General features: G+C 42.4%; 28 protein-coding genes and 10 tRNA genes. 37 read left to right on the forward strand and 1 reads right to left on the reverse strand.

Annotation, left to right across the window (positions count from 1 at the left end; all coding sequences use genetic code 11):
- Position 1 precedes the first annotated feature (1 nt).
- The 18 genes from K1I53_RS08895 to K1I53_RS08980 all read left to right on the forward strand — a co-directional run bounded on the left by K1I53_RS08895 (position 2) and on the right by K1I53_RS08980 (position 9090).
- Positions 2 to 75, forward strand: a tRNA-Ile gene (locus tag K1I53_RS08895).
- A gap of 11 nt (positions 76 to 86) precedes the next feature.
- Positions 87 to 158 (forward strand) — tRNA-Glu (locus K1I53_RS08900).
- Between the two features lie 5 nt (positions 159 to 163).
- Positions 164 to 253: transfer RNA gene (locus tag K1I53_RS08905), tRNA-Ser, on the forward strand.
- Between the two features lie 12 nt (positions 254 to 265).
- Positions 266 to 339, forward strand: a tRNA-Met gene (locus tag K1I53_RS08910).
- Positions 340 to 342: 3 nt separating this feature from the next.
- A tRNA-Phe gene (locus K1I53_RS08915) sits at positions 343 to 415 on the forward strand.
- A gap of 14 nt (positions 416 to 429) precedes the next feature.
- Positions 430 to 510: transfer RNA gene (locus K1I53_RS08920), tRNA-Tyr, on the forward strand.
- 11 nt (positions 511 to 521) lie between these two features.
- A tRNA-Trp gene (locus K1I53_RS08925) sits at positions 522 to 592 on the forward strand.
- A 14-nt stretch (positions 593 to 606) separates the two neighbouring features.
- A tRNA-His gene (locus K1I53_RS08930) sits at positions 607 to 679 on the forward strand.
- Positions 680 to 692: 13 nt separating this feature from the next.
- A tRNA-Gln gene (locus K1I53_RS08935) sits at positions 693 to 764 on the forward strand.
- A gap of 9 nt (positions 765 to 773) precedes the next feature.
- Positions 774 to 857: transfer RNA gene (locus K1I53_RS08940), tRNA-Leu, on the forward strand.
- Between the two features lie 184 nt (positions 858 to 1041).
- Positions 1042 to 2319, forward strand: coding sequence for a gamma-glutamylcysteine synthetase (locus K1I53_RS08945; protein ID WP_223329141.1), 1278 nt, complete (start codon positions 1042 to 1044; stop codon positions 2317 to 2319).
- A gap of 75 nt (positions 2320 to 2394) precedes the next feature.
- Positions 2395 to 3879 carry a threonine synthase gene (gene thrC / locus K1I53_RS08950; protein WP_223329142.1) on the forward strand — a complete coding sequence of 495 codons (1485 nt, stop codon included), beginning with the start codon at positions 2395 to 2397 and terminating at the stop codon, positions 3877 to 3879.
- Between the two features lie 60 nt (positions 3880 to 3939).
- Positions 3940 to 5220 carry an MATE family efflux transporter gene (locus tag K1I53_RS08955; RefSeq protein ID WP_223329143.1) on the forward strand — a complete coding sequence of 427 codons (1281 nt, stop codon included), beginning with the start codon at positions 3940 to 3942 and terminating at the stop codon, positions 5218 to 5220.
- A 3-nt stretch (positions 5221 to 5223) separates the two neighbouring features.
- Entirely contained in the window at positions 5224 to 5847 is a 624-nt protein-coding gene (locus K1I53_RS08960; RefSeq protein WP_223329144.1) for an HAD family hydrolase, read from the forward strand.
- A 162-nt stretch (positions 5848 to 6009) separates the two neighbouring features.
- Positions 6010 to 7116, forward strand: a complete 1107-nt coding sequence (locus K1I53_RS08965) for a LysM peptidoglycan-binding domain-containing protein (RefSeq protein WP_125450082.1) — start codon at positions 6010 to 6012, stop codon at positions 7114 to 7116.
- 153 nt (positions 7117 to 7269) lie between these two features.
- Positions 7270 to 8133, forward strand: a complete 864-nt coding sequence (locus tag K1I53_RS08970; RefSeq protein ID WP_000184913.1) for a DUF2262 domain-containing protein — start codon at positions 7270 to 7272, stop codon at positions 8131 to 8133.
- A 158-nt stretch (positions 8134 to 8291) separates the two neighbouring features.
- Entirely contained in the window at positions 8292 to 8717 is a 426-nt protein-coding gene (locus K1I53_RS08975) for a MarR family winged helix-turn-helix transcriptional regulator (protein ID WP_223329145.1), read from the forward strand.
- A 10-nt stretch (positions 8718 to 8727) separates the two neighbouring features.
- Positions 8728 to 9090: a DUF1304 domain-containing protein gene (locus K1I53_RS08980; RefSeq protein WP_223329146.1), complete on the forward strand. Its 363-nt coding sequence runs from the start codon at positions 8728 to 8730 to the stop codon at positions 9088 to 9090.
- Positions 9091 to 9130: 40 nt separating this feature from the next.
- Here K1I53_RS08980 and K1I53_RS08985 read toward each other — a convergent pair whose 3' ends face one another.
- Entirely contained in the window at positions 9131 to 9988 is an 858-nt protein-coding gene (locus K1I53_RS08985; RefSeq protein WP_223329147.1) for a DUF975 family protein, read from the reverse strand.
- Between the two features lie 116 nt (positions 9989 to 10104).
- Here K1I53_RS08985 and tgt point away from each other — a divergent pair, with 116 nt between their 5' ends.
- The 19 genes from tgt (at position 10105) to tkt (ending at position 26721) form a co-directional block, all read left to right on the forward strand.
- Positions 10105 to 11247 (forward strand): tRNA guanosine(34) transglycosylase Tgt, encoded by a 1143-nt coding sequence (gene tgt, locus K1I53_RS08990; RefSeq protein ID WP_001285237.1) that lies wholly within the window; start codon positions 10105 to 10107, stop codon positions 11245 to 11247.
- Positions 11248 to 11347: 100 nt separating this feature from the next.
- A complete protein-coding gene (locus tag K1I53_RS08995; RefSeq protein WP_223329148.1) occupies positions 11348 to 13165 on the forward strand; it encodes an acyltransferase family protein in 1818 nt (605 codons plus the stop codon).
- A 140-nt stretch (positions 13166 to 13305) separates the two neighbouring features.
- The gene (gene nagA, locus K1I53_RS09000) at positions 13306 to 14457 is read left to right on the forward strand and encodes an N-acetylglucosamine-6-phosphate deacetylase (protein ID WP_001134442.1); all 1152 of its coding nucleotides are present in this window, start codon (positions 13306 to 13308) and stop codon (positions 14455 to 14457) included.
- Positions 14458 to 14605: 148 nt separating this feature from the next.
- Positions 14606 to 14971, forward strand: coding sequence for a DUF1033 family protein (locus K1I53_RS09005; protein WP_223329149.1), 366 nt, complete (start codon positions 14606 to 14608; stop codon positions 14969 to 14971).
- Between the two features lie 69 nt (positions 14972 to 15040).
- Positions 15041 to 15982: a competence type IV pilus ATPase ComGA gene (gene comGA / locus K1I53_RS09010; RefSeq protein WP_223329150.1), complete on the forward strand. Its 942-nt coding sequence runs from the start codon at positions 15041 to 15043 to the stop codon at positions 15980 to 15982.
- Positions 15930 to 16946, forward strand: a complete 1017-nt coding sequence (comGB, locus tag K1I53_RS09015) for a competence type IV pilus assembly protein ComGB (protein WP_223329168.1) — start codon at positions 15930 to 15932, stop codon at positions 16944 to 16946. Before comGA ends, comGB begins: the two co-directional genes overlap by 53 nt.
- A 1-nt stretch (position 16947) precedes the next feature.
- A complete protein-coding gene (gene comGC / locus K1I53_RS09020; RefSeq protein WP_223329151.1) occupies positions 16948 to 17271 on the forward strand; it encodes a competence type IV pilus major pilin ComGC in 324 nt (107 codons plus the stop codon).
- Positions 17234 to 17668 carry a competence type IV pilus minor pilin ComGD gene (gene comGD, locus K1I53_RS09025; protein ID WP_223329152.1) on the forward strand — a complete coding sequence of 145 codons (435 nt, stop codon included), beginning with the start codon at positions 17234 to 17236 and terminating at the stop codon, positions 17666 to 17668. The genes comGC and comGD overlap by 38 nt, the downstream gene beginning before the upstream one ends.
- Entirely contained in the window at positions 17631 to 17933 is a 303-nt protein-coding gene (gene comGE, locus K1I53_RS09030) for a competence type IV pilus minor pilin ComGE (RefSeq protein WP_223329153.1), read from the forward strand. Before comGD ends, comGE begins: the two co-directional genes overlap by 38 nt.
- Positions 17896 to 18357 (forward strand): competence type IV pilus minor pilin ComGF, encoded by a 462-nt coding sequence (gene comGF / locus K1I53_RS09035; protein WP_223329154.1) that lies wholly within the window; start codon positions 17896 to 17898, stop codon positions 18355 to 18357. The genes comGE and comGF overlap by 38 nt, the downstream gene beginning before the upstream one ends.
- Positions 18335 to 18748 (forward strand): competence type IV pilus minor pilin ComGG, encoded by a 414-nt coding sequence (comGG, locus tag K1I53_RS09040; RefSeq protein WP_223329155.1) that lies wholly within the window; start codon positions 18335 to 18337, stop codon positions 18746 to 18748. The genes comGF and comGG overlap by 23 nt, the downstream gene beginning before the upstream one ends.
- 32 nt (positions 18749 to 18780) lie before the next feature.
- Complete coding sequence (locus tag K1I53_RS09045) at positions 18781 to 19371, forward strand: class I SAM-dependent methyltransferase (RefSeq protein WP_223329156.1); 591 nt, start codon at positions 18781 to 18783, stop codon at positions 19369 to 19371.
- A 57-nt stretch (positions 19372 to 19428) separates the two neighbouring features.
- Positions 19429 to 20382: a class I SAM-dependent methyltransferase gene (locus tag K1I53_RS09050; protein ID WP_223329157.1), complete on the forward strand. Its 954-nt coding sequence runs from the start codon at positions 19429 to 19431 to the stop codon at positions 20380 to 20382.
- Positions 20383 to 20431: 49 nt separating this feature from the next.
- The gene (locus K1I53_RS09055) at positions 20432 to 21622 is read left to right on the forward strand and encodes an acetate kinase (RefSeq protein ID WP_223329158.1); all 1191 of its coding nucleotides are present in this window, start codon (positions 20432 to 20434) and stop codon (positions 21620 to 21622) included.
- A 159-nt stretch (positions 21623 to 21781) separates the two neighbouring features.
- Complete coding sequence (gene rnpA, locus K1I53_RS09060) at positions 21782 to 22153, forward strand: ribonuclease P protein component (RefSeq protein WP_061419459.1); 372 nt, start codon at positions 21782 to 21784, stop codon at positions 22151 to 22153.
- Positions 22128 to 22940 carry a YidC/Oxa1 family membrane protein insertase gene (locus tag K1I53_RS09065; RefSeq protein WP_223329159.1) on the forward strand — a complete coding sequence of 271 codons (813 nt, stop codon included), beginning with the start codon at positions 22128 to 22130 and terminating at the stop codon, positions 22938 to 22940. The genes rnpA and K1I53_RS09065 overlap by 26 nt, the downstream gene beginning before the upstream one ends.
- 17 nt (positions 22941 to 22957) lie before the next feature.
- The gene (gene jag / locus K1I53_RS09070) at positions 22958 to 23947 is read left to right on the forward strand and encodes an RNA-binding cell elongation regulator Jag/EloR (protein ID WP_223329160.1); all 990 of its coding nucleotides are present in this window, start codon (positions 22958 to 22960) and stop codon (positions 23945 to 23947) included.
- A 55-nt stretch (positions 23948 to 24002) separates the two neighbouring features.
- Positions 24003 to 24626: a ribonuclease P gene (locus K1I53_RS09075; protein WP_223329161.1), complete on the forward strand. Its 624-nt coding sequence runs from the start codon at positions 24003 to 24005 to the stop codon at positions 24624 to 24626.
- A gap of 118 nt (positions 24627 to 24744) precedes the next feature.
- Positions 24745 to 26721: a transketolase gene (tkt, locus tag K1I53_RS09080; RefSeq protein ID WP_223329162.1), complete on the forward strand. Its 1977-nt coding sequence runs from the start codon at positions 24745 to 24747 to the stop codon at positions 26719 to 26721.

Below are 26721 nucleotides of genomic sequence, written 5' to 3' on the forward strand. Positions count from 1 at the left end.
TGGGCGCGTAGCTCAGGTGGTTAGAGCGCACGCCTGATAAGCGTGAGGTCGGTGGTTCGAGTCCACTCGTGCCCATTTATGAATATGGTCCGTTGGTCAAGGGGTTAAGACACCGCCTTTTCACGGCGGTAACACGGGTTCGAATCCCGTACGGACTATTTTTGGAGGATTACCCAAGTCTGGCTGAAGGGAACGGTCTTGAAAACCGTCAGGCGTGTAAAAGCGTGCGTGGGTTCGAATCCCACATCCTCCTTTTTATTATTAACGCGGGATGGAGCAGCTCGGTAGCTCGTCGGGCTCATAACCCGAAGGTCGTAGGTTCAAATCCTGCTCCCGCAATTTGGCTCGGTAGCTCAGTTGGTAGAGCAATGGATTGAAGCTCCATGTGTCGGCGGTTCGATTCCGTCTCGCGCCATATACTTATGACTAGGAAGGGTAGCGAAGAGGCTAAACGCGGCGGACTGTAAATCCGCTCCTTCGGGTTCGGGGGTTCGAATCCCTCCCCTTCCATTCCTTTAGTTACGGGCATAGTTTAAAGGTAGAACTAAGGTCTCCAAAACCTTCAGTGTGGGTTCAATTCCTACTGCCCGTGTTTATAGAATTATGGCGGGTGTGGTGAAGTGGTTAACACACCAGATTGTGGCTCTGGCATGCGTGGGTTCGATCCCCATCACTCGCCTATTTTATATTATTGGGGTATAGCCAAGCGGTAAGGCAAGGGACTTTGACTCCCTCATGCGTTGGTTCGAATCCAGCTACCCCAGTTACTATTTGCCGGCGTGGCGGAATTGGCAGACGCGCTGGACTCAAAATCCAGTGTCCGCAAGGACGTGCCGGTTCGACCCCGGCCGCCGGTATAGTAATAAAGACAAGGTTTTCGGACCTTGTTTTTTGATTTAGTGAAGATTTTGATATTTTTTCTTTAAGTACAGATAACTGATGAATCATCTTTTTCTTCTTATTCTAATCATTTTTAGTGTATTTTTGGTATAATATTACTTATTCACAATTTATTTTGATTATGAAAGAGTTTGGTGGTTAATGTCTCGTTCGGTTGACTTGCTTAAGAAGCGCTACTTAGAAAATATAAAAGAGAAGCCTGATTTATTTGTTGGGGTTGAGCTGGAGTATCCTGTTGTAAATTTAGAGGGTAAGGCTACGGATATTGAGATTGTTAAGGAACTGTTTCGGTATTTATCTTCTGTTCTGAAGTTTACAGTTGAGAAAGTTGATGATTTTGGAAATCCAATTCAGTTACTAGATCCGGTCAGTCAGGATACAATCTTATTTGAAGTTGCTTATACGACCGTTGAGTTTGCTTTTGGTAGGGCTAAATCCATTCAAGAGGTTGAGGAGCGTTTTAGAGACTACATGGATCTGATTCAGAAAAAGTTGGGTGAAACAAATCATGCCATTGTTGGTTCTGGAATCCATCCATACTGGGAGAAGAATGAGAATCAACCGGTGGTTTATACCCGCTATCAGATGTTGATGGATTATTTGAATTTGAGTAGAAATGTTACTAAATCAGATTTACATCATTTCCCTGAATATGGCGCTTTTATCTGCGGTAGTCAGGTTCAACTGGACGTTTCAAAGTCCAACTACCTGCGTGTTATCAATGCTTTTACGCAAATTGAAGCAGCAAAAGCCTATTTGTTTGCCAATTCTGTGTTTTCGGGGGCAGACTGGGATACCAAAGTTTCAAGAGATATTTTTTGGGAAAAATCTATGCATGGGATCTATCCAGAGAATGTAGGTGTCAATGCTAGACTCTTTAAAGATGAGGCTGATTTTTTTGACTATCTAAATCATTCTGCGATTTTTACAGCAGAGCGGGATGGTGAAACCTATTATTTTTATCCAATTCGAGCAAAAGATTACTTAGGAACCCCGGAAATTCGTGCCTTCGCCCTTGATGGGAAAGAGATCCTTCTTTATCCTCAGGAGAAGGACTTTCAGACACACCGTAGTTACCAGTATCAAGATTTGACAACTCGGGGGACCATCGAGTTTCGTAGTGTGTGTACTCAGCCGCTTGATAGGACTTTTGCTTCTGCTGCCTTTCACTTGGGATTGTTGGTTAATTTAGATCAATTAGAAACTTATTTGCAAAAGGCTCCATTTTTTATCATATTTGGACGTGATTACAAGTCATTGAGACGGCAGTTTTCTAAGAAAAAACTTATAGATCAGGAAGAAGCTGCGATTCTCGAGTTTTCTAAAGACTTACTCATCCTAGCTGCGGAAGGACTGGATAAAAGAGATAAGCAAGAAATGATTTATTTAGAGCCTTTGAAGAAAGAATTGGGTCTATAATTTCACTTATAAAGGGAGAATTTTCTGAAAAATCATGATATAATGGAAGAGACTATAGATAAAGGATAGAGATTCATGACATTAGTTTATCAATCAACGCGTGATGCCAACAATACAGTAACTGCCAGCCAAGCTATTTTGCAAGGTTTGGCGTTGGATGGTGGTTTGTTTACACCGCTTACTTATCCAAAGGTAGATTTGGACTTTGAAAAATTGAAAGATGCTTCTTACCAAGAAGTGGCTAAATTAGTTTTATCAGCATTTTTAGATGACTTTACAGCTGAGGAGTTGGACTACTGTATCAACAATGCCTACGATAGCAAGTTTGATACTCCAGCGATTGCGCCATTGGTGAAACTGAATGGGCAATACAATTTGGAACTCTTCCATGGTTCAACGATTGCCTTTAAGGATATGGCCTTGTCTATCTTGCCATACTTTATGACGACTGCTGCTAAAAAGCATGGTTTAGAGAACAAAATCGTCATCTTGACAGCGACATCTGGTGATACTGGAAAAGCTGCTATGGCAGGTTTTGCGGATGTGCCTGGTACTGAGATCATCGTCTTTTATCCAAAAGACGGTGTCAGCAAGGTACAAGAGTTGCAAATGACTACTCAGACTGGCGACAATACTCATGTTATTGCTATTGATGGTAACTTTGACGATGCACAAACAAACGTGAAGCACATGTTCAACGATGTGGAACTTCGTGAAAAATTGGCAGCTAATAAGCTACAGTTTTCATCAGCTAATTCTATGAACATTGGTCGTTTGGTACCACAGATTGTCTACTATGTTTATGCTTATGCTCAGTTGGTCAAGTCTGGTGAGATTGTGACTGGTGAAAAGGTCAACTTTACAGTACCAACAGGAAACTTTGGAAATATCTTGGCTGCCTTTTATGCTAAGCAAATTGGTCTGCCAGTTGGTAAATTAGTCTGTGCTTCAAATGACAACAATGTCTTGACTGACTTCTTTAAAACACGTGTTTACGACAAGAAACGTGAGTTCAAGGTGACGACTAGTCCATCTATGGATATCTTAGTATCTTCAAACTTGGAGCGTTTGATTTTCCATCTTTTGGGGAATGATGCAACTAAGACAACTGAACTCATGAATGCCTTGAGTACACAAGGACAATATGAATTGACAGACTTTGATGCAGCGATTCTGGATCTCTTTGCAGCTGAATATGCGACTGAGGAAGAAACTGCGGCAGAAATTAAACGTGTTTATCAAATAGATGCCTATATCGAGGATCCTCATACGGCAGTTGCCTCAGCTGTTTATAGAAAATACCAAGCGGCTACTGGCGATACGACTAAGACAGTGATTGCTTCAACAGCTAGTCCATACAAGTTCCCGGTGGTTGCAGTAGAAGCTGTAACAGGAAAAGCAGGCTTAACTGACTTTGAAGCCTTGGCTCAATTACATAACATTTCAGGAGTGGCAGTGCCACCAGCGGTTGATGGCCTTGAAACAGCTCCAGTTCGTCATAAAACAACAGTGGCAGCTGCTGATATGCAAGCAGCGGTTGAGACTTATCTAGGACTTTAAGACAGAGGGAGTAAACTCGGTTGGGAAACCAACTGAGTTTCTTTTCATCAGGAGGAAGGATTGATTAAGAAAAATAAAGACATTCTCAACATTGCATTGCCAGCTATGGGGGAAAACTTTTTGCAGATGCTCATGGGCATGGTGGATAGTTACTTGGTCGCTCACTTGGGCTTAATCGCTATTTCAGGTGTTTCAGTAGCTGGCAATATTATCACGATTTACCAGGCGATTTTTATCGCTCTGGGAGCTGCTATTTCCAGTGTTATTTCAAAAAGTTTGGGGCAGAAAGATCAGTCCAAGTTGGCTTATCACGTGACAGAGGCTCTAAAGATAACCCTATTGCTGAGTGCACTTTTAGGGGCCTTATCCATCTTTTCTGGTCAAGAGATGATAGGACTTTTAGGAACTGAGCAGGCTGTGGCCGAAAGTGGTGGACTCTACCTATCTTTAGTAGGCGGATCGATTGTTCTCTTGGGCTTGATGACCAGTTTGGGTGCCTTGATTCGTGCAACGCATAATCCGCGTCTGCCCCTCTATGTTAGTCTTTTATCCAATGCCTTGAATATTCTTTTTTCAAGTCTAGCTATTTTTATCTTTGATATGGGGATAGCGGGTGTTGCTTGGGGGACCATCTTGTCTCGCTTGGTTGGTCTTGTGATTTTGTGGTCGCAATTAAAGCTGCCTTTTGAGAAACCGACTTTTGCTTTAGATAAAGAACTATTGACCTTGGCTTTGCCAGCGGCAGGAGAACGTCTCATGATGAGGGCTGGAGATGTAGTGATCATTGCCTTGGTCGTCTCTTTTGGGACGGAGGCAGTAGCGGGAAATGCAATCGGGGAGGTTTTGACCCAGTTTAACTATATGCCTGCCTTTGGCGTCGCTACGGCAACGGTCATGCTGGTGGCTCGAGCAGTTGGAGAGGATAACTGGAAAAGAGTAGACGAGGTAAGCAAACAAACCTTTTGGCTTTCTTTCGTCCTTATGTTGCCCTTGACACTCAGCATCTATGCCTTGGGAATACCACTGACACATCTCTATACGACTGATCCTATAGCGGTTGAAGCTAGCGTTTTGGTGGCACTTTTCTCACTACTAGGGACTCCCATGGCGACAGGGACAGTTATTTATACGGCGGTTTGGCAGGGATTGGGAAATGCTCGTCTCCCCTTTTATGCGACAAGTATCGGGATGTGGTGTATCCGTATCGGGACTGCCTATCTGATGGGCATTGTTCTTGGTTGGGGCTTGCCTGGTATTTGGGCAGGAACCCTTTTGGATAACGGTTTTCGCTGGTTATTTCTACGTTACCGTTACCAGCGTTATATGATGTTGAAAGGATAGGAGATGAAAGAAACAGCTTTTATTTGGGACTTAGACGGGACCTTATTGGACTCTTACGAAGCGATTTTGTCCGGGATTGAGGAGACTTTTGGTCAGTTTGCTATTCCTTATGATAAGGAGAAAGTGAGAGAGTTTATCCTTAGGTATTCAGTGCAGGATTTGCTGGAGCAGGTGGCAGAAGAGCGAAAGTTGGATGCGGAAGTGCTCAATCAGGTGCGTGCCCAGAGTCTGTCTGAGAAGAATGCTCAGGTAGTTTTGATGCCAGGTGCGCGTGAAGTGCTAGCTTGGGCAGACGAAGCAGGGATTCAGCAGTTTGTCTATACTCATAAGGGGGAAAATGCTTTTACTATTCTAAGAGACTTGGGGTTGGAATCCTATTTCACAGAGATTTTAACCAGTCAGAGTGGTTTTGCACGCAAGCCCGGTCCAGAAGCGGCTAACTATCTGCTAGACAAGTATCAGCTGAATCCTGATAACACCTATTATATAGGGGACCGGACTTTGGATGTGGAATTTGCCCAGAATAGCGGCCTTCAAAGCATCAATTTTTTAGAGTCGTCTTATGAAGGGAATCAAAGGATTCAAGAATTAGCAGATATTCCTCGCATTTTTGAAGCTGAGGAATAAAAAAATTTTGTCAGTTGCGTGACAGAAACCTAACAAACTATTTCAAGTAATCGAGTTTGTTACAAGGAATAGACAGTTCTGTTAAATAGGCCCGAGAGGGCTTTTTTTCTGCTTTTTTTGTGTTATGATAGACAGGTACTCATTTGAAAGGAATAGGAAAGAATGAAGAAAAGAATTATTTTAGCCTCAACAGTAGCCTTGTCTCTTGCCCCAGTTTTGGCAACTCAAGCAGAGGAGATCCTTTGGACTGCTCGTACCGTTGAGCAAATCAAAAACGATTTGACTAAAACGGACAACAAAACAAGCTATACAGTACAGTATGGTGATACTTTGAGCACCATTGCAGAAGCTTTGGGAGTAGATGTGACCGTTCTTGCTAATTTGAACAAAATCACCAATATGGACTTGATTTTCCCAGATACTGTCCTCACTACAACTGTCAATGAGGCAGAAGAGGTGACGGAAGTTGAAATCCAAACTCCTCAAGCGGATTCTAGTGAAGAAGTGACGACTGCGACTGCTGATTTGACGACCAACCAAGTGACAGTCGATGAGCAAACAGTTCAAGTGGAAGACCTTTCTCAACCAATTGAGGAAGTACCAAGTGCAACAGAGACTGAAAAACCAACAGAAGTAGCACCAAGTTCAGAAGTTTCTGAGACAGCGACCGCTGCTGAAGAGATACCATCTACTGAAGCACCTGTAGTTGAAGAAACAGCTGAAACGACTCCAGCAGAAGCACCAGTAGCAGCTGCGCCAGCAACTGAAACACCTGCTGATACAAGAGGAACAAGTACAGCAGCATCAACAGCAACTTCTGACACTGCAACTTCGACTTATCAAGCAGAGCAAAGCCAAACTCCTTCAAGAACTTATTCAGCTCCAGCGGCTCCTGACTATGCAGGACTTGCTGTAGCTAATTCTGAAAATGCAGGTCTTCAACCACAGACGGCAGCCTTTAAAGAAGAAGTAGCCAACTTGTTTCGGATTACATCCTTTAGTGGCTACCGTCCTGGTGACAGTGGTGACCATGGTAAAGGTTTGGCCATCGATTTTATGGTTCCAGTGAGTTCAGCGCTCGGAAATCAAATTGCAGAATATGCAGTCAAAAATATGGCTAGCCGTGGTATCAACTACATCATCTGGAAGCAACGTTTCTACGCTCCATACGATAGCAAATATGGACCAGCCTACACGTGGAATCCAATGCCAGACCGTGGTAGCGTAACTGAAAACCACTATGACCACGTTCACGTTTCAATGAACTAATCATTAAAATGGAAGTTGGGAACTGATTGAGTTTCCACTTCTTTTTGTGTTAAATAGTATTAATAAGTGAAATAAAATCTAAAACATGTTAAAATGTAAGCGGATACAAAACTATACTAACGCTTTTAAGCATAGAGAGAAAGGATGAAGTGAATGACAAATCGATTAAAAACTCCATTTGAGAAAACAAGAGATGATTTTGAAGAGGAATTTTGTGGTGAAATTGTCGAATTCTTGATTTTTACCCTCCAAAATGTAACTGGGGCCGCTTCTTTAAAAGATGGTTGTAAAATGCCGTCCGTTCATTTTAAAGCTAGTGTCAATGTTGCAACCCAGGAATTCTCTGAACGTGAGGGACGTTTGGAATGGGTATTGACTCCTGAGGAATTTGAAGAAAAGAGATGGGGCTTTAGTTTTGAACCCTACAAAATTCATCATATCAAATGTCAAAAACGCCCCTTCATGGAGTTAGAGCCATATATGTCAGAAGTAGCTAATAACTGCTACCACTTGCTGGAATACCTAGATGACCAATCCTCAGACTCTAGGTTAGAGACCTTGATTGAAACCTATCAAAAACCGGTCATCATTCAAGACGATATTGGCGAATTCACCTTAAACAGAGCCTATTCTTGGTTTGAAGGATTTATCACTTACGAGGGTGGTAAGATTCATGCTATCTTTGCTGCGAGTGCAGATGAAAGTCTCCCTCCAAGTTCTTTTGATGATCTAAAGAAATTTATGGGAACTTTCCAAGTTCAAGATACTCGGATTAAAGACTATATTGTCAAAGAACTGTGGGAAACAGCTCAAGACTGGATAGATTCAGATGAAAATGATGTGGAGTTAACAGAAGAGTATTTTACCAACTCTCTTTCCTTGAGTGAACTATCGATCAACGAAGACGGGGAATTGACCCTCTACTATGATGATAGCGAGGAAATTTTTGCAGGCCATGCCATCGAAGTTGTCATTGATAAAGAGGGAGAAATCCTTCGAGCAGATTTGGTAGGTTAGTGCTGGATTTTATCTAGAATATAGAAATAATAGCCTTTTGGGATTGAAACCAAGAGGCTATTTTTCGTGAGTAAGCAAAATAGTTGCGTTTTTAATCTTTCTGTAATATACTTGACAAATCAATAGTTGATAAATCAAGTGTACGCAAGGAGGTAGAAATGAAAAAAATTAACGACTTACTGTACCAGCTCCATTTAACAGATCAGATGATCACTCAACTTTTTGAGAAACAATTGGGAATTAGTTTGACCCGCTATCAAATCTTGCAGTTTTTACTGCAGCAGTCACCCTGCAACCAGATTGCCGTTCAGGAGAAGTTGCAAATCGACCAGGCGGCCTTGACCCGTCATTTTAAGATACTAGAGTCAGAGGGCTATGTCAGTCGCAAGCGTAATTCGGCCAATCAGCGAGAAGTCTTAGTTGAATTAACCCAAGAAGCCAAGAATCAACTCTTAGTCAGTCCGCCTAAACATCATTTGCGAGTGAAGGAACAGATGGAGAGCATCTTATCGACAGCCGAGCAGAAAGAGCTAACAACTTTACTGACGAAACTAGTGTCAGGTCTAGAAAAAATAGAATTTTAAGGAGAAGAATATGTCTATTTTTACAATCATTTTAGCAACTATCGTTGCTTTGGAGCATTTTTACATTTTTTATCTGGAAAGTGTGGCTACGCAATCAGATACTACTAGTCGCGTGTTTAATGTGGTTAAGGAAGAACTGGCTCGTCCTTCAGTGAGCTCATTATTTAAAAATCAAGGGATTTATAATGCTTTGATAGGTGTCTTTCTCTTGTATGGGATTTATTTTTCGCAAAGCTTGGAAATTGTGACTATCTTTGTTTTATTTGTGCTTGGTGCAGCGACCTACGGTTCTCTGACAGCAGACAAGAAGATTCTTCTGAAGCAAGGTGGGCCCGCTATTTTGACTCTGCTGAGTATGTTACTTTTGAAATAAGAAAACCAGCGTCCTGAAAGATGCTGGTTTTTGTATGCTCTTATCCATTTCGGCGTTTACGGGCTAGTAGGGCTCTGTAAAAGAAGATGTGATTGTTTTGGATATAGGGAAGGATTGAGAAACTAGCAATCCCAAAGGTGATCCAGTTGAGGAAGTACCAAGGGAGTAGTTGTAAGTCGAGGACAAAGCGTTGAAACTTGTAACCCTTCATCAAGAAACGGCTGGTTTTCAGGATTTGCCTTGGTTTAGCCTGTCCTAAATCCAGAGTGTCGCAGAGGAGGAATTCTACCTGCGAGTAGGCATAATGTTGTGGAATGTAGAGGATGTTTCCCACAATCATCAAGATGAGACTCGCGAAAAAGTAGAGCCCAAAGGTCAGAAGGAACTGCTCCGTTTCAACGGATGAGAGGTCTAGTTTTGGAAATTCAGGATGTAGGGCAACAAATCTCCTAGCCAATAGATTGCTATAAAAGAGAAAATAAACGCCTACTAAGTTTGGAATGCTCCATAAAAAGAGGTAGAAACGTTTGAGGAGCAGAGTTAGGAAGGTTTGCGAGAAGCGCTCTTCAGCAAAGAGGGTCAGGCTTGATTTTACTGAGAGTTCCGTATCAGGATCCTTGAGAAGTCGGAGTGTCGCAAAGGCAGCACCTGCTAGAAAAATCGTGCTCATAAAAGAAACCACTAGCGGGAAGAGATAGGCTTGGAGCACTTGTGCCAGCATGTTGAAAAAGGATTGCTCTAAAACACTTTCTTGGAGACGAGCCAAGGGGTTGAGAAAGCCTGATAAGATGAGCAGTATGCTAGGTAAGAGATAGACGAGAAAGAGGCGGGGATTTTCAGCCTGAAATTGCCTAGTCTGCAGACGAATGGTTTTTAAATCAATTTTTGGGTATTTCATTCTTTCATTATACCATAGTTCGTGACAGTTCCAGCTTTTTTTGATAAAATCATACAGTATGCCTTTGGGCACAAAGTATGAACTGGGACTGTCTTTCCCAGCTTCGGAGGTAGAAAATGTCAGATTCACCAATCAAATACCGTTTGATTAAGAAAGAGAAACACACAGGAGCTCGTCTGGGAGAAATCATCACCCCTCACGGCACCTTCCCAACGCCTATGTTTATGCCAGTTGGGACCCAAGCTACTGTCAAGACTCAGTCACCGGAGGAGTTGAAGGAGATGGGTTCGGGAATTATCCTCTCTAATACTTATCATCTGTGGCTTCGTCCAGGAGATGAACTCATCGCACGCGCAGGTGGTCTCCACAAATTTATGAACTGGGACCAGCCTATTTTGACAGATAGTGGTGGTTTTCAGGTTTATTCTCTAGCAGATAGCCGAAATATCACCGAAGAAGGGGTAACCTTTAAAAACCATCTCAATGGTTCCAAGATGTTCCTATCGCCAGAAAAGGCTATTTCTATTCAGAACAATCTAGGCTCAGATATCATGATGTCTTTTGATGAATGTCCTCAGTTTTATCAACCTTACGACTACGTTAAGAAATCCATCGAGCGTACCAGTCGTTGGGCTGAGCGTGGCTTGAAGGCTCACCGTCGCCCACATGACCAAGGTTTGTTTGGGATTGTACAGGGGGCAGGATTTGAAGACCTTCGCCGTCAGTCAGCTCACGACCTAGTCAGCATGGATTTCCCAGGCTACTCTATCGGTGGTTTGGCAGTGGGAGAAACGCACGAAGAGATGAATGCAGTCTTGGACTTCACAACCCAACTTCTCCCAGAAAACAAACCTCGCTATTTGATGGGAGTGGGAGCGCCAGATAGCTTGATTGATGGGGTCATTCGTGGGGTGGATATGTTTGACTGTGTCTTGCCGACTCGTATCGCTCGTAACGGTACCTGTATGACCAGTCAGGGACGTTTGGTTGTCAAAAATGCTCAGTTTGCTGAGGATTTTACGCCACTGGATCCTGAGTGTGATTGCTACACATGTAAGAACTATACACGCGCTTATCTTCGTCACCTCCTCAAGGCTGATGAAACCTTTGGTATCCGCTTGACTAGCTACCATAATCTTTACTTCTTGCTTAACCTGATGAAGCAGGTCCGCCAAGCTATCATGGATGACAATCTCTTGGAATTCCGTGAGTATTTTGTGGAAAAATATGGCTACAATAAGTCAGGACGCAATTTCTAAAATGGAATTTATAGAAGCTAAAAATCCTACGTTTTCTCGTAGGATTTTTCTTCTTTTTTTGATAGAATAAAGTGTATAACGAAAGGGAGAATAGACTCGTATGCGTATTAAATGGTTTTCCTTGATTAGGATTACAGGTTTACTTTTGGTGCTTTTGTACCACTTCTTTCAGACCATCTTTCCTGGAGGATTCTTTGGGGTAGATGTCTTTTTCACATTTTCGGGATTCTTGATTACCTCCCTCCTTTTAGAAGAGTTTGGAAAGAAAAGCCAGATTGATTTGCTGGGCTTTTTTAAGAGACGGTTTTACCGCATCGTGCCACCTGTGGTGCTGATGGTTTTGGTGACCATGCCTTTTACTTTTTTGGTTCGTCAAGACTATGTTGCTGGAATTGGTGGCCAGATAGCTGGAGTTCTTGGTTTTATGACCAACTTCTATGAGATGTTAACAGGGGGAAGTTATGAATCCCAGTTCATTCCGCATCTCTTTGTTCACAACTGGAGTCTGGCTGTTGAGGTTCACTACTATATTCTTTGGGGCTTAGCGGTTTGGTTCTTATCCAAACGCTCAAAATCTAGTAGCCAATTGAGAGGGATGGTCTTTCTCCTTTCTGCGGGAGCTTTCATCATTAGCTTTTTCTCCATGTTTATTGGCAGTCTAATAGTTAGTTCCTATTCATCTGTCTACTTTTCAAGTTTGACCCATGTCTATCCCTTCTTTTTAGGAAGCATTTTGGCGACGGTTGTAGGTGTTCGTCAGACGAGTGATTTAGTCAAGCAGTTTGATCGGACGTGGGATCTTCGTCAGAACCTACTGGTGTTCGCTGCAGGTCTCTTGGTATTGTTGCTCCTGACTTTCTTTGTCAAGTTCACCTACCTGTTTGCGTACTTATTTGGCTTCGTGTTTGCCAGCTTAGCGGCCGTGGTCATGATTTTTGCTGCGCGTGTCTTGCATGAGAAAACGCCTGAGATACAAGAACCTCGGATAATCACCTTTCTAGCGGATACCAGCTATGCGGTTTATCTCTTCCACTGGCCTTTTTATATTATCTTTTCTCAGTTGATGAGTAATTTGCCTGCTGTTATTCTGACAATCATCTTTTCTTATTTCTTTGCTATCCTATCCTTCTATATTATTGAGCCATTGATTGCTGGTAAGACCAATCCTTTAATACGGAAGATTAGTCGATTGCCTCATATTAAACCAATTAGTGCTGGTGGTGCTGGCATTCTTACCTTGATTACCTTGATTATCATAACTGTGGCTCCTCAAGTTGGAGCTTTTGAGACAGACTTGATGGTCAATGGTTTCAAGCAAGCCCAGACCAATATAGGACAAACAAAGACTCTTGCTGAGCAAGCAGAGGCTAGCCGACTTGGAATTTCTGAGGGAACGAGTCTGATTGGAGATTCGGTAGCCTTGCGTGCTAATACAGCCTTACAAGAGGCCCTTCCTGAAGCAAATATCAACGCTCAGGTTAGTCGGACGACCAAGCAAGCCAATGACATCATGCTCAATAACAGCCAGAACAAGGTACTTTTAAAAACAGTTGTCATTGCAACGGGTGTAAACGGACCAGAGAATTATAAAGATGACTTAGATACGATAGTTAAAAATCTTCCCAAAGGCCATCATCTGATTCTTGTAACTCCTTATGAAGGTGACAAGAGCAAGGAGACTTACAAATCAGTTGAGCAGTATGCGGCTTATGCACGGGAATTAGCTGAAAAGAATCCTTACGTGAGCATCGCCGACTGGAATAAGGTCGCTAAGGAACACCCTGAAATCTGGGCTGGAACAGACCAAGTTCACTTTGGGAATGACAGTAGCAAGCTCGAAGAAGGTGCTAAGCTATACGCAGAAACGATAGCAGCTGCTGTTAAGGCTGCTCAAGAACAGCCTGTGAAATCAAAATAAGATCAAAGAGTTGGAGAAATCCAGCTCTTTTAAAATATCTCTAGAAAACAGGTCTATACCATTTACAAATGAAAAAGAAAGGTTTATAATGTAATTGACATAATAAATTCTAGAATCAATCTATCAAGGAGGTTATCATTATGCCTAATTATATTAAAGCGGATCAGTTTTTCTACCCACACGGAGTTCGTCGTGGTGGTTACTTGGAACTTGTGGATGGCAAGTTTGGCAAACATGTAGAACAGATTCCTGAAGGAGCTGAGGTAATTGACTATACAGGTTATAGCATTGCCCCTGGACTTGTAGATACTCACATTCATGGATTTGGCGGTGTGGATGTCATGGATAATAACATCGAAGGAACGCTTCATACCATGAGTGAAGGACTACTTAGTACAGGTGTCACCAGCTTCTTACCAACGACTTTGACTTCTTCTTACGAGCAATTGCTTGCAGTAACAGAGAATATCGGGGCTCGTTATCAGGAGGCAAGTGGAGCCAAGATTCGTGGAATCTATTTTGAAGGGCCTTATTTCACAGAGAAATACAAGGGAGCTCAAAACCCTGCCTATATGAAAGACCCTCGTATGGATGAGTTTCGTGCTTGGCAAAAAGCAGCTAATGGCCTGCTCAATAAAATTGCCCTTGCGCCAGAACGTGAAGGTGTAGAAGACTTTGTTCGTACGATTACGGGTGAAGGAGTGACTGTTGCTCTTGGACACTCAAATGCGACATTTGATGAAGCTAAAAAAGCAGTCGATGCTGGAGCGAGCGTTTGGGTACATGCCTACAATGGTATGCGTGGGTTGACTCACCGTGAACTCGGTATGGTTGGAGCCATGTATGAGTTGCCACATACTTACGCTGAATTGATTTGTGATGGCCACCACGTGGATCCAAAGGCCTGTGATATTTTGCTCAAACAAAAAGGAACTGAAAATATTGCCCTTATCACAGACTGTATGACAGCTGGTGGCTTGGAAGACGGTGACTACATGTTGGGAGAATTCCCGGTAGTGGTTGCCAATGGAACTGCACGCCTCAAATCGACAGGCAACTTAGCGGGTTCTATTCTCAAACTCAAAGATGGTTTGAAGAATGTGGTCGAATGGGGCATTGCGAATCCACATGAAGCGGTCATGATGGCCAGCCTCAACCCAGCAAAATCTGTTCACATCGATGATGTCTGTGGTCAAATCCGTGAAGGCTATGACGCCGACTTTATCGTGCTAGATAAAGATTTGGAATTGGTAGCAACCTACCTAGATGGTGTGAAACGTTATCAAGCATAGTAAAAAGCAGAGGCTGTGATGACTCAGCCTTTGCTTTTCTATTCAGAGGTATCTTCAGAAAGCTAGAGACTTGTTCTATAATGAAGCAAAATCCTTTCATTGTTCTAGAAAATTCGTTATAATATACGGTACAAAGGAAGTAGTGAAAATGTATCGTGTTATAGAAATGTATGGGGACTATGAACCGTGGTGGTTCATAGAAGGTTGGGAAAAAGATGTCATTATGAGTCGCTCTTTTAACAAGTACTATGATGCTCTAAAATATTATAAATCATGCTGGTTTGAGCTGGAAAAGAAGAATCCTCTTTATAAGAGTCGGAGCGATTTGATGACTATTTTTTGGGATCCTGCAGACCAACGTTGGTGTGATGAGTGTGATGAGTATTTGCAGCAGTACCATTCTTTGGCTCTTTTACAGGATGGGCAAGTCATCCCCGATGAAAAGCTACGTCCAGGCTATGAAAAACAAACAGGTCAAGAAAAACACCGTTCTTGCCACATGAAATGGAGATAAAAAAGTAACTTTTTAAGTTGCTTTTTATTTTTTTCAATTTTTTCGAATAGTATAGGCGAGGAGGTAAGTATGGTTCAAGAAATTGCACAAGAGATCATTCGTTCGGCTAGGAGAAAAGGTGCACAAGACATTTATTTTGTTCCTAAATTAGATGCGTATGAACTCCATATGAGAGTGGGAGACGAAAGATGTAAAATCGGTTGTTATGATTTTGAAAAATTTGCTGCTGTGATTAGTCATTTCAAGTTTGTAGCGGGTATGAATGTCGGAGAAAAACGCCGCAGTCAGCTGGGTTCTTGTGATTATCAGTATGACGAAAAGGTTTCTTCTCTGCGTTTGTCCACCGTGGGAGATTATCGGGGGCATGAGAGTTTGGTCATTCGTTTGTTACACGATGAGGAGCAGGACCTGCATTTCTGGTTTCAGGATATTGGAGAACTGGGCAAGCAGTACAGGCAAAGGGGCCTCTATCTATTTGCAGGTCCAGTCGGAAGTGGCAAGACGACGCTGATGCATGAATTAGCTAAGTCCCTTTTTAAGGGACAACAAGTCATGTCCATCGAAGATCCGGTAGAAATCAAACAAGAGGATATGCTACAGTTGCAGTTGAATGAAGCAATCGGACTGACCTATGAAAATCTGATCAAACTGTCTCTCCGACATCGTCCTGACCTCTTGATTATTGGTGAAATTCGAGATAGCGAGACGGCGCGTGCAGTGGTCAGAGCCAGTTTGACAGGGGCGACAGTCTTTTCAACCATTCATGCCAAGAGTATCCGAGGTGTTTATGAACGCCTTCTGGAGTTGGGTGTGACGGAGGAGGAACTAGCAGTTGTCCTACAAGGTGTCTGCTACCAGAGATTAATCGGGGGAGGAGGAATCCTTGACTTTGCAAACCAAGACTATCAAGAACACCAGCCAACTAGCTGGAATGCGCAGATTGACCAGCTTCTTAAAGATGGACATATCACAAGTCTTCAGGCTGAAACGGAAAAAATTAGCTACAGCTAAGCAGAAGAAAATCATCACCCTGTTTAACAACCTCTTTTCCAGTGGCTTTCATTTGGTAGAAATTATTTCTTTCTTGGGCAGAAGTGCCCTGCTGGAAAAGGACTATGTGGCCCAGATGCACCAAGGTTTGTCTCAGGGGAAATCCTTCTCAGAAATGATGGACAGTTTAGGGTTTTCAAGTGCCATTGTGACCCAGCTATCCCTGGCTGAAGTTCATGGCAATCTCCATCTGAGTTTAGAAAAGATAGAAGAATATCTGGATAATCTAGCCAAGGTCAAGAAAAAGTTAATTGAAGTGGCGACTTATCCCTTGATTTTGCTGGGATTTCTCCTGCTAATCATGCTGGGATTGAGGAATTATTTGCTCCCCCAACTGGACAGTAGCAATATTGCCACTCAAATCATTGGCAATCTGCCACAAATATTTCTGGGACTAGTGTTGGTTTGCTCACTATCTTTACTTTTAGCTTTCACTTTCTACAAAAGAAGTTCTAAGATGCGGATCTTCTCGATGTTAGCACGGATTCCCTTTCTAGGAATCTTTACCCAGACTTATCTGACAGCTTATTATGCGCGTGAATGGGGAAATATGATTTCTCAGGGGATGGAGCTGACGCAGATTTTTCAGATCATGCAGGAACAGGGTTCCCAGCTCTTTAAAGAAATCGGTCAAGATCTAGCTCAAGCCCTGCAAAATGGCCGTGAATTTTCTCAAACCATAGCGAGATATCCCTTCTTTAAAAAGGAGTTGAGTCTCATCATCGAGTACGGGGAAGTCAAGTCCAAGCTGGGGAGTGAGTTGGAAATCTATTCTGAAAAAACTTGGGAAGCCTTTTTTACCCGAGTCAACCGCACCATGAACTTAGTACAGCCACTGGTTTTTATTTTTGTGGCCCTGATTATCGTTTTACTTTATGCGGCAATGCTCATGCCCATGTATCAAAATATGGAGGTAAATTTTTAAAATGAAAAAACTCATGACAAATTTGAAAAAAGCCAAGGCGAAAGCCTTTACTCTCGTGGAGATGCTGGTGGTCCTTTTAATTATCAGTGTTCTTCTCTTGCTCTTTGTGCCCAATTTGACCAAGCAAAAGGATGCAGTGAATGACAAAGGAAAAGCTGCTGTTGTTAAGGTGGTGGAAAGTCAGGCAGAACTCTATAGTTTGGACAAGAATGAAGATGCGAGTCTAAGTAAATTACAGGCAGATGGTCGCATCACAGCAGAGCAAGCCAAGGCTTATAAAGATTACCATGCAAAACAAAACACAAGTCAAACTGTTGCGGATTAAGGCCTTTACCATGCTGGAAAGTCTCTTGGTTTTGGGACTTGTGAGTATCATTGCCTTGGCTTTATCAGGTTCAGTCCAGTCCAGTTTTGCAGCGGTAGAGGAGCAGATTTTCTTTATGGAATTTGAAGAACTCTATCGGGAAACTCAAAAACGCAGTGTAGCTAGTCAGCAAAAGACCAGCTTGAACTTAGATGGGCAGACAATCAACAATGGTAGTCAGAAGTTGACTGTTCCCAAAGGAATTCAGGCACCATCTGGACAAACGATTCATTTTGACCGAGCTGGGGGAAATTCGTCCTTGGCTAAGGTTGAATTTCAGACCAGCAAAGGAGCGATTCGCTATCAATTATATCTAGGAAATGGGAAAATTAAACGCATTAAGGAAACAAAAAATTAAGGCAGTGATTTTACTGGAAGCAGTAGTTGCTCTAGCCGTTTTTGCCAGCATTGCGACCCTTCTTTTGGGACAAATTCAGAAAAATAGACAAGAAGAGGCAGAAATCTTGCAAAAGGAAGAAGTCTTGCGTGTGGCGAAGATGGCTCTGCAGACAGGTCAAAATCAGGTAAACATAAACGGAGTGGAGATTCAGGTGTTTTCTAGTGAAAAGGGATTGGAGGTCTACCATGGTTCAGAGAAATTGCTCGACCTTAAAGAGCAGTAAGGTTAAGGCGTTCACTCTTCTAGAATCTCTGATTGCCCTTATCGTCATCAGTGGAAGCTTGCTCCTCTTTCAAGCCATGAGTCAGCTCCTCATTTCAGAAGTTCGTTACCAGCAACAAAACGAGCAAAAGGAGTGGCTCTTGTTTGTGGATCAGCTGGAGGCGGAGTTAGAGCGTTCGCAGTTTGAAAAGGTGGAAGGCAATCGCATCTACATGAAACAGGATGGTAAGGATATCTCTATAGGTAGGTTCAAATCGGACGATTTTCGGAAAACCGATACCAGCGGACGGGGCTATCAGCCTATGGTTTATGGACTCAAATCAGCTCAAATTACAGAAGAAAATCAATTGGTTCGCTTCCGCTTCCAATTTCAAAAAGGCTTAGAAAGGGAATTCATCTATCGTGTGGAAAAAGCAAAAAGTTAAGGCAGGTGTTCTCTTATATGCAGTCACCATGGCAGCCATTTTTAGCCTTTTGTTGCAGTTTTATTTGAATCGGCAAGTCGCCCATCACAAAGACTTTGCCCTAAACAAAGAAAAGTTGGTAGCTTTTGCCATGGCCAAGCGAAGTAAAGATAAGGCTGAGCAAGAAAGTGGGGAACGAGCCTTTAATCTAGGAAAAGTCACTTATCACAATACGAAAACAGGTTTTGTAACAAGTGTTCGTATGAATAAGGGCAACTATGAATTTCTCTTTCCTCCGATGAAAACCCAAGAAAAGAAAACAGCTAAAAAGGAAGAGGTAGCGACTGATTCAAGCAATCAAGCAGGGAAGAAAAAATCAGAAGAAAAGCCTGAAAAGAAAGACAATTCCTAGTCAATTCAACTTCTTTGTGCTAAACTAAAAGCATGAAACATGATTTTAATCACAAAGCAGAAACTTTTGATTCGCCCAAAAACATCTTTCTTGCAAATTTGGTTTGTCAAGCAGTTGAAAAACAGATTGATCTTTTATCAGACAAGGAAATATTGGATTTCGGTGGTGGGACGGGTCTATTAGCTTTGCCCTTGGCCAAACAGGCCAAGTCGGTTACCCTTGTGGACATTTCGGAGAAAATGCTGGAGCAAGCCCGTTTGAAAGCGGACCAGCAAGATATCAAGAATATCCAGTTTTTGGAGCAGGATTTACTGGCAGATCCCTTGGAGCAACAATTTGACCTGATTATTGTCAGTCGGGTTTTTCATCATATGCCTGATCTAGATGCGACTCTTGCCATGTTTCACCATCATCTTAGGGAGAATGGACAGGTTCTCATTGCTGATTTTGTCAAGACAGATACCAATCACCATGGTTTTGATTTAGCTGAACTGGAAACCAAGCTCGCCCAGTTTGGTTTTTCAAGCATAGACAGTCAGATTCTCTATAGTGCTGAAGGTCTTTTCCTAGGAAATTACGCAGAGCTCTTTTTAACTGTAGCCCAAAAGTCACTTGCTGACTAAAGCAGTGATTTTTTTCTTCAGATGGAAAAAATAGGGGAAATTTGATAAAATAGGAACATGGATTTTGAAAAAATTGAACAAGCTTATACGTATTTACTAGAGAATGTCCAAGTCATCCAAAGTGATTTGACGACCAACTTTTATGACGCCTTGGTAGAGCAAAACAGCATCTATCTGGATGGTGAGACTGAGCTAGAGCAGGTTAAGGAGAACAATCAAGCCCTTAAGCGCTTAGCGCTTCGCAAGGAAGAGTGGCTCAAGACCTACCAGTTTCTCTTGATGAAGGCAGGACAAACTGAGCCTTTACAGGCCAATCACCAGTTTACACCAGATGCCATTGCCCTCCTCTTGGTACTTGTTGTGGAAGAATTGCTTGATCAAGAGGAAATTAGTATCCTCGAAATTGGTTCTGGAATGGGAATCCTTGGTGCCACCTTCTTGACTTCTCTTGCTAAAAAAGTAGATTACTTGGGAATCGAAGTGGATGACTTGCTGATTGATTTGGCGGCTAGTATGGCAGATGTGATTGGTTTGCAGGCTGGTTTTGTCCAAGGAGACGCCGTTCGTCCGCAAATGCTTAAAGAAAGCGACGTGGTCATCAGCGACTTGCCTGTTGGCTATTACCCAGACGATGCCATCGCTTCACGCTATCAAGTGGCTTCTAGTCAAGAGCATACCTATGCCCACCATTTGCTCATGGAGCAAGGGCTCAAGTATCTAAAATCAGACGGATACGCTATTTTTCTAGCTCCGAGTGATTTACTAACCAGTCCTCAAAGTGATTTGTTAAAAGAGTGGCTTAAAGATGAAGTGAGTCTGGCTGCTATTATTGTCTTGCCAGAGGATATTTTCTCAATCGCAAGCCAAGCTAAAAGTATTTTTGTTTTACAGAAAAAAACTGAACAGGAACTGCAACCTTTTGTCTATCCGCTAGAAAGTCTGCAAGATCCAGCTACACTATTGAAATTTAAAGAAAATTTTCAAAAATGGAGCAAAGGTACTGAAATGTAAGGTAAATTTTGTTATAATAGTTGAAAACGCTTAAAAGGGGTATCATGTTATGACTAAAACAATTGCAATCAATGCAGGAAGCTCGAGTTTGAAATGGCAACTTTACCAAATGCCAGAAGAAATAGTATTGGCGAAAGGCTTGATTGAACGCATCGGTTTGAAGGACTCTATTTCAACTGTAAAATTCGACGGCCGTTCTGAAAAACAAATTCTTGATATTGACGATCACACACAAGCCGTTAAAATTTTATTGGATGATTTGATTCGTTTTGACATCATCAAAGGTTATGATGAGATTACAGGTGTCGGACACCGCGTCGTTGCTGGTGGTGAATATTTCAAAGAGTCAACCTTGGTAGAGGGAGATGTGTTAGAAAAAGTTGAGGAGTTGGGACTTTTGGCTCCTCTTCACAACCCAGCCAATGCAGCAGGAATTCGTGCATTTAAGGAATTGCTTCCAGACATTACCAGCGTTGTTGTTTTTGATACTTCATTCCACACAACCATGCCAGAAAAAGCTTATCGTTACCCTCTTCCAAACAAATACTACACTGAAAATAAAGTTCGTAAGTATGGAGCCCACGGGACAAGTCATCAGTTTGTAGCAGGAGAAGCAGCTAAAATTTTAGGTCGCCCCCTAGAAGAGTTGAAATTGATTACCTGCCATATTGGTAATGGTGGTTCTATTACAGCTGTCAAAGGTGGTCAGTCTGTTGATACATCCATGGGATTCACTCCACTTGGTGGTATCATGATGGGGACTCGTACAGGTGATATTGATCCAGCTATCATCCCCTATTTAATGCAACATACAGATGACTTTAATACACCAGAGGATATCAGTCGAATTCTCAATCGTGAGTCAGGACTTTTGGGTGTTTCTGAGAGATCAAGCGATATGCGTGATATTCACGAAGCTATGCATGCGGGTGATGAGAAAGCGCAACTGGCAAATGAGATTTTTGTGGATCGTATCCAAAAGTATATTGGTCAGTATTTGGCAGTTTTGAACGGTGCAGATGCCATTATCTTTACAGCCGGAATTGGAGAAAATTCTGTAACGATTCGTCAGATGGTTATTGAAGGCATTTCTTGGTTTGGCTGTGATGTGGATCCTGAAAAGAATGTCTTTGGCGCTACAGGAGATATTTCGACTGATGCTGCTAAAGTTCGTGTCTTAGTCATCCCGACTGATGAAGAATTGGTCATCGCTCGTGACGTTGAACGCTTGAAAAAGTAAGAAGAACTGAATAAAATTACAAGGTAAGATACAATAAAAAGGAGTTGGGAGATAAATTTTCCCAACTTTTTGTTGTTAAAACAGTCTAAAACCTTGTCATTATTGGCTTTTTTGAAATTTATGGTATAATAGTAGTAATTTAATAGATGGAGTTGAGTTTTGAAGAAAAGCTTTCGTGTAAAAAAAGAGAAAGATTTTAAGGCGATTTTCACGGATGGAACAAGTTTTGCTAATCGTAAATTTGTTGTCTACCAATTGGAGAATCAGAAAAGTCATTTTCGAGTAGGGCTGTCCGTCAGTAAGAAATTAGGGAATGCAGTCACTAGAAATCAAATTAAAAGACGGATTCGACACATTTTGCTAAGTGTAAGGGAGCAGTTAGCTGATAACGTTGATTTTGTCGTAATTGCTCGAAAAGGGGTTGAAGGCTTGGATTATGCAGAAATGGAGAAAAATCTACTCCACGTATTAAAGTTATCAAAGATTTACCGGGAAGGAATTAGGAGTGAAAAAGAAACTACAGTTGATTAGTTTGCTGGGCTTGTCCTTGTTTGTCATGACAGCCTGTGGGACAAGCGATGTTGCAGCAGATTCTACAGATATATGGAGTAAATTTGTCTATTTTTTTGCTGAAATCATCCGCTTCTTGTCCTTTGACATTAGTATCGGAGTGGGGATTATCCTCTTTACGATCCTGATTCGTACGATTCTATTGCCAGTCTTTCAGACTCAGATGGTGGCCTCTAGAAAAATGCAAGAGGCTCAACCACGCATCAAGGCTCTGCAAGAACAATATCCAGGTCGTGATATGGAAAGTAGAACCAAGCTGGATCAGGAGATGCGGAAGGTCTATAAAGAATTAGGGGTCAAACACTCTTCTTCTCTCTGGCCGATTTTGATTCAAATGCCGGTTCTCTTGGCTCTCTTCCAAGCCTTGACTCGAGTAGAATTTTTGAAAACAGGGCATTTTTTGTGGGTGAACCTTGGGGGAGTAGACACAAGCTTTATCCTTCCGATTTTGGCGGCAGTCTTTACCTTCTTGAGTAGTTGGTTATCGAATAAGGCTTTACCTGAAAGAAGTGGAGCTATGACAGGGATGATGTACGGAATGCCTGTACTGATCTTTATCTTTGCCATCTCTTCACCTAGTGGCGTAGCCTTGTACTGGGCAGTATCCAATGCTTATCAAGTTTTGCAAACTTACTTCTTAAATAATCCTTTTAAGATTATTGCAGCGCGTGAGGCAGAAATACAAGCTAAAAAAGATTTGGAAAATAGAAAAAGAAAAGCCAAGAAAAAGGCTCAGAAAACGAAATAATAAGGAGGAATCTGATAATGGTATTATTTACAGGTTCAACTGTTGAAGAAGCAATCCAGAAAGGATTGAAAGAGTTAGGTATTCCGAGAATGAAGACTCACATCAAGGTCGTGTCCAAAGAGAAGAAAGGTTTTTTAGGCTTATTTGGGAAAAAACCAGCTCAAGTTGATATTGAGGCGATTAGTGAGACGACTGTGATTAAGGCCAATCAACAAGCTGTAAAAGGTGTTCCGAAAGAAATCAATGAACAAAACGAACCTGTTAAGACAGTAACAGAGGCGACAGTTGATCTTGGTCACGTTGTTGAGGCAATTAAAAAAATAGAAGAGGAAGGTCAGGGTGTTTCTGATGAAATCAAGGCTGAAATCTTGAAAAATGAGAAACATGCTAGCACGATCTTAGAAGAAACAGGTCACATCGCGATTTTAAATGAATTGCAGACAGGAGATGCTGGAGTGGAAGACCCAGCAGAGTGTGAAGAATTTGTATCTATGTCAGAATCGGTAGAAAGCCAGTCTTTGGAAGATCTAGGTTTGAAGGTGGAGCCGAGTTATGACATCGAACAAGTAGCAGCTCAAGTGGCTAACTATGTTCAAACCATTGTGGATGATATGGATGTTGAAGGGACGATTTCAAGCGACTACAATCGCCGCACCATCAATCTTCAAATTGATACCAATGAACCAGGTCGTATTATCGGCTACCACGGAAAAGTATTGAAAGCACTTCAGCTTTTGGCGCAAAACTACCTCTACAATCGTTATTCAAGAACTTTTTATATCACAATCAACGTCAATGATTACGTTGAACATCGTGCAGAAGTGTTGCAAACCTACGCTCAAAAATTGGCGACTCGCGTTTTAGAAGAAGGACGTAGCCAACAAACTGATCCAATGTCAAATAGCGAACGCAAGATTATCCATCGCATTATTTCACGCATGGATGGCGTGACGAGTTACTCTGAAGGTGACGAGCCAAATCGCTATGTTGTCGTAGATGCAGAATAAGCAAAGCAAAATCAGGTTCATCCTGATTTTTTGCTAGGAAAGGAAAGATTCAGATATGCTGAAAGCAGTTAGAGAATACCTATCATTTGCAGGAGTCCAGTACCGTAATCCTGATAAAGCTGGCGATGAAAGAGAAAAGATGTTGGACTTGCGGCAAAAAGGTCAAGAGGCCCGAAAGGATTTCACAGAATTGGCCAAAAACTTTCAAGCAAGTCATCCAGAATGGCAACTGCAACAGACTAGTCAGTGGATGAACCAAGCGCAACGCTTGCGGCCGCATTTCTGGGCCTATCTTCAGAGAGACGGACAAGTGACAGAACCTATGATGGCCCTTCGTTTGTATGGAACACCTGCTGACTTTGGGATTTCTTTGGAAGTCAGTTTCATCGAGCGCAAGAAAGATGAGCAGACTCTGGGCAAACAAGCCAAGGTTTTAGATATTCCACCGGTAGAAGGAATGTATTATCTAGCATATACCGACGACCAGAGTCAAAAGGTAGAAGCTACAGAAGAGAATCGTCGTACTTTACGCGAGAAGGTGAGAAGTCAGGAAGTCCGTAAAGTTTTGGTTAAGGCAGATGTTTCCTTCATTGAAAATCAGTCAGTAGAAGCGATATTGGAGAAGCTAGAAGACGCTTATGCGCGCTTGCTTCCGTACTATGAAGTGACGAGGGGATAGACAAATCAAATGTGTTAGATGAACGCAAATTGTTTTATTGCTATTCTATGCATTTTTTCATATAATAGTAAAATAGGATGTGTGATTTATTAATCACCTCAAAGAGAAAGGAAATTCTATGTCAAATCTATCTGTTAATGCAATTCGTTTTCTAGGTATTGACGCCATCAACAAAGCAAACTCAGGTCACCCAGGGGTGGTTATGGGGGCTGCTCCAATGGCCTATAGCCTCTTTACAAAGCAACTTCGTATCAATCCAGCTCAACCAAACTGGATCAACCGCGACCGTTTTATTCTTTCAGCAGGACACGGCTCTATGCTTCTCTATGCCCTTCTTCACCTTTCTGGTTTTGAAGATGTTAGCATGGATGAAGTCAAGAACTTCCGCCAATGGGGTTCCAAAACGCCAGGTCACCCAGAATTTGGTCATACAGCAGGGGTTGACGCTACAACTGGTCCTCTAGGTCAAGGGATTTCTACTGCTACTGGTTTTGCCCAAGCAGAACGTTTCTTAGCAGCCAAATATAACCGCGAAGGCTTCAATATCTTTGACCACTATACTTACGTTATCTGTGGAGACGGAGATTTGATGGAAGGTGTCTCAAGTGAGGCGGCTTCATACGCAGGCTTGCAAAAACTTGACAAGTTGGTGGTTCTTTATGATTCAAATGACATCAACTTGGATGGTGAGACAAAGGATTCCTTTACAGAAAGTGTTCGTGAGCGGTACAATGCCTACGGCTGGCATACAGCCTTGGTTGAAGATGGAACAGACTTGGAAGCAATCCATGCGGCTATCGAAACAGCTAAAGCTTCAGGAAAACCATCTTTGATTGAAGTGAAGACTGTGATTGGATACGGTTCTCCAAACAAACAAGGAACTAATGCTGTACACGGTGCTCCTCTTGGAGCAGATGAAACTGCTGCAACTCGTCAGGCTCTCGGTTGGGACTATGAACCATTTGAAATCCCAGAGCAAGTATATGCTGATTTCAAGGAAAATGTTGCAGACCGTGGCGCATCAGCTTATCAAGCTTGGACTAAATTAGTTGCTGACTATAAAGAGGCTCATCCAGAACTGGCTGCAGAAGTAGAAGCCATTATCGACGGCCGTGACCCAGTTGAAGTGACTCCAGCAGACTTTCCAGCCTTAGAAAATGGCTTCTCTCAAGCAACTCGTAATTCAAGTCAAGATGCTTTGAACGTTGTCGCTACCAAGTTGCCAACTTTCCTAGGTGGATCAGCTGACCTCGCTCACTCAAACATGACTTATATCAAAACGGATGGACTTCAAGACGATGCTAATCGCTTGAACCGCAACATTCAGTTTGGTGTTCGTGAATTTGCAATGGGAACGATCTTGAACGGGATGGCCCTTCATGGTGGACTTCGTGTATACGGTGGTACTTTCTTCGTCTTCTCTGACTATGTGAAAGCAGCTGTCCGCTTGTCAGCCTTGCAAGGACTTCCTGTGACTTATGTCTTTACCCACGATTCTATTGCAGTTGGTGAAGATGGTCCAACTCACGAACCAGTTGAACACTTAGCAGGTCTTCGTGCTATGCCAAATCTGAATGTTTTCCGCCCAGCAGATGCGCGTGAAACTCAAGCAGCTTGGTACCTTGCAGTGACAAGCGAAAAAACACCAACTGCTCTTGTCTTGACACGTCAAAACTTGACTGTCGAAGAGGGAACAGACTTTGACAAAGTTGCGAAGGGTGCCTATGTTGTCTATGAAAATGCAGCAGACTTTGATACAATCTTGATTGCAACAGGTTCAGAGGTCAATCTGGCTGTCGCAGCCGCCAAAGAATTGGCTAGTCAAGGCGCAAAAGTCCGTGTAGTCAGCATGCCATCAACAGATGTCTTTGACGCACAAGATGCAGCTTACAAGGAAGAAATCCTTCCAAATGCAGTTCGTCGTCGTGTTGCAGTCGAAATGGGTGCAACTCAAAACTGGTACAAGTATGTTGGTCTTGATGGTGCCGTTCTCGGTATTGATACCTTTGGAGCATCTGCTCCAGCACCAAAAGTATTGGCAGAGTACGGATTTACAGTTGAAAATCTAGTCAAAGTCGTTCAAAACTTGAAATAA

The organism is Streptococcus oralis (assembly GCF_019929365.1).
Lineage (GTDB): Bacteria > Bacillota > Bacilli > Lactobacillales > Streptococcaceae > Streptococcus > Streptococcus oralis_BT.

Coding starts and splice junctions, on each gene's coding strand:
- K1I53_RS08945 (WP_223329141.1), top strand. CDS start 1,042: ATGTCTCGTTCGGTTGACTTGCTTAAGAAGCGCTACTTAGAAAATATA.
- thrC (WP_223329142.1), top strand. CDS start 2,395: ATGACATTAGTTTATCAATCAACGCGTGATGCCAACAATACAGTAACT.
- K1I53_RS08960 (WP_223329144.1), top strand. CDS start 5,224: ATGAAAGAAACAGCTTTTATTTGGGACTTAGACGGGACCTTATTGGAC.
- K1I53_RS08965 (WP_125450082.1), top strand. CDS start 6,010: ATGAAGAAAAGAATTATTTTAGCCTCAACAGTAGCCTTGTCTCTTGCC.
- K1I53_RS08970 (WP_000184913.1), top strand. CDS start 7,270: ATGACAAATCGATTAAAAACTCCATTTGAGAAAACAAGAGATGATTTT.
- K1I53_RS08975 (WP_223329145.1), top strand. CDS start 8,292: ATGAAAAAAATTAACGACTTACTGTACCAGCTCCATTTAACAGATCAG.
- K1I53_RS08980 (WP_223329146.1), top strand. CDS start 8,728: ATGTCTATTTTTACAATCATTTTAGCAACTATCGTTGCTTTGGAGCAT.
- K1I53_RS08985 (WP_223329147.1), bottom strand. CDS start 9,988: ATGAAATACCCAAAAATTGATTTAAAAACCATTCGTCTGCAGACTAGG.
- tgt (WP_001285237.1), top strand. CDS start 10,105: ATGTCAGATTCACCAATCAAATACCGTTTGATTAAGAAAGAGAAACAC.
- K1I53_RS08995 (WP_223329148.1), top strand. CDS start 11,348: ATGCGTATTAAATGGTTTTCCTTGATTAGGATTACAGGTTTACTTTTG.
- nagA (WP_001134442.1), top strand. CDS start 13,306: ATGCCTAATTATATTAAAGCGGATCAGTTTTTCTACCCACACGGAGTT.
- K1I53_RS09005 (WP_223329149.1), top strand. CDS start 14,606: ATGTATCGTGTTATAGAAATGTATGGGGACTATGAACCGTGGTGGTTC.
- comGA (WP_223329150.1), top strand. CDS start 15,041: ATGGTTCAAGAAATTGCACAAGAGATCATTCGTTCGGCTAGGAGAAAA.
- comGB (WP_223329168.1), top strand. CDS start 15,930: ATGGACATATCACAAGTCTTCAGGCTGAAACGGAAAAAATTAGCTACA.
- comGC (WP_223329151.1), top strand. CDS start 16,948: ATGAAAAAACTCATGACAAATTTGAAAAAAGCCAAGGCGAAAGCCTTT.
- comGD (WP_223329152.1), top strand. CDS start 17,234: ATGCAAAACAAAACACAAGTCAAACTGTTGCGGATTAAGGCCTTTACC.
- comGE (WP_223329153.1), top strand. CDS start 17,631: ATGGGAAAATTAAACGCATTAAGGAAACAAAAAATTAAGGCAGTGATT.
- comGF (WP_223329154.1), top strand. CDS start 17,896: ATGGTTCAGAGAAATTGCTCGACCTTAAAGAGCAGTAAGGTTAAGGCG.
- K1I53_RS09045 (WP_223329156.1), top strand. CDS start 18,781: ATGAAACATGATTTTAATCACAAAGCAGAAACTTTTGATTCGCCCAAA.
- K1I53_RS09050 (WP_223329157.1), top strand. CDS start 19,429: ATGGATTTTGAAAAAATTGAACAAGCTTATACGTATTTACTAGAGAAT.
- K1I53_RS09055 (WP_223329158.1), top strand. CDS start 20,432: ATGACTAAAACAATTGCAATCAATGCAGGAAGCTCGAGTTTGAAATGG.
- jag (WP_223329160.1), top strand. CDS start 22,958: ATGGTATTATTTACAGGTTCAACTGTTGAAGAAGCAATCCAGAAAGGA.
- K1I53_RS09075 (WP_223329161.1), top strand. CDS start 24,003: ATGCTGAAAGCAGTTAGAGAATACCTATCATTTGCAGGAGTCCAGTAC.
- tkt (WP_223329162.1), top strand. CDS start 24,745: ATGTCAAATCTATCTGTTAATGCAATTCGTTTTCTAGGTATTGACGCC.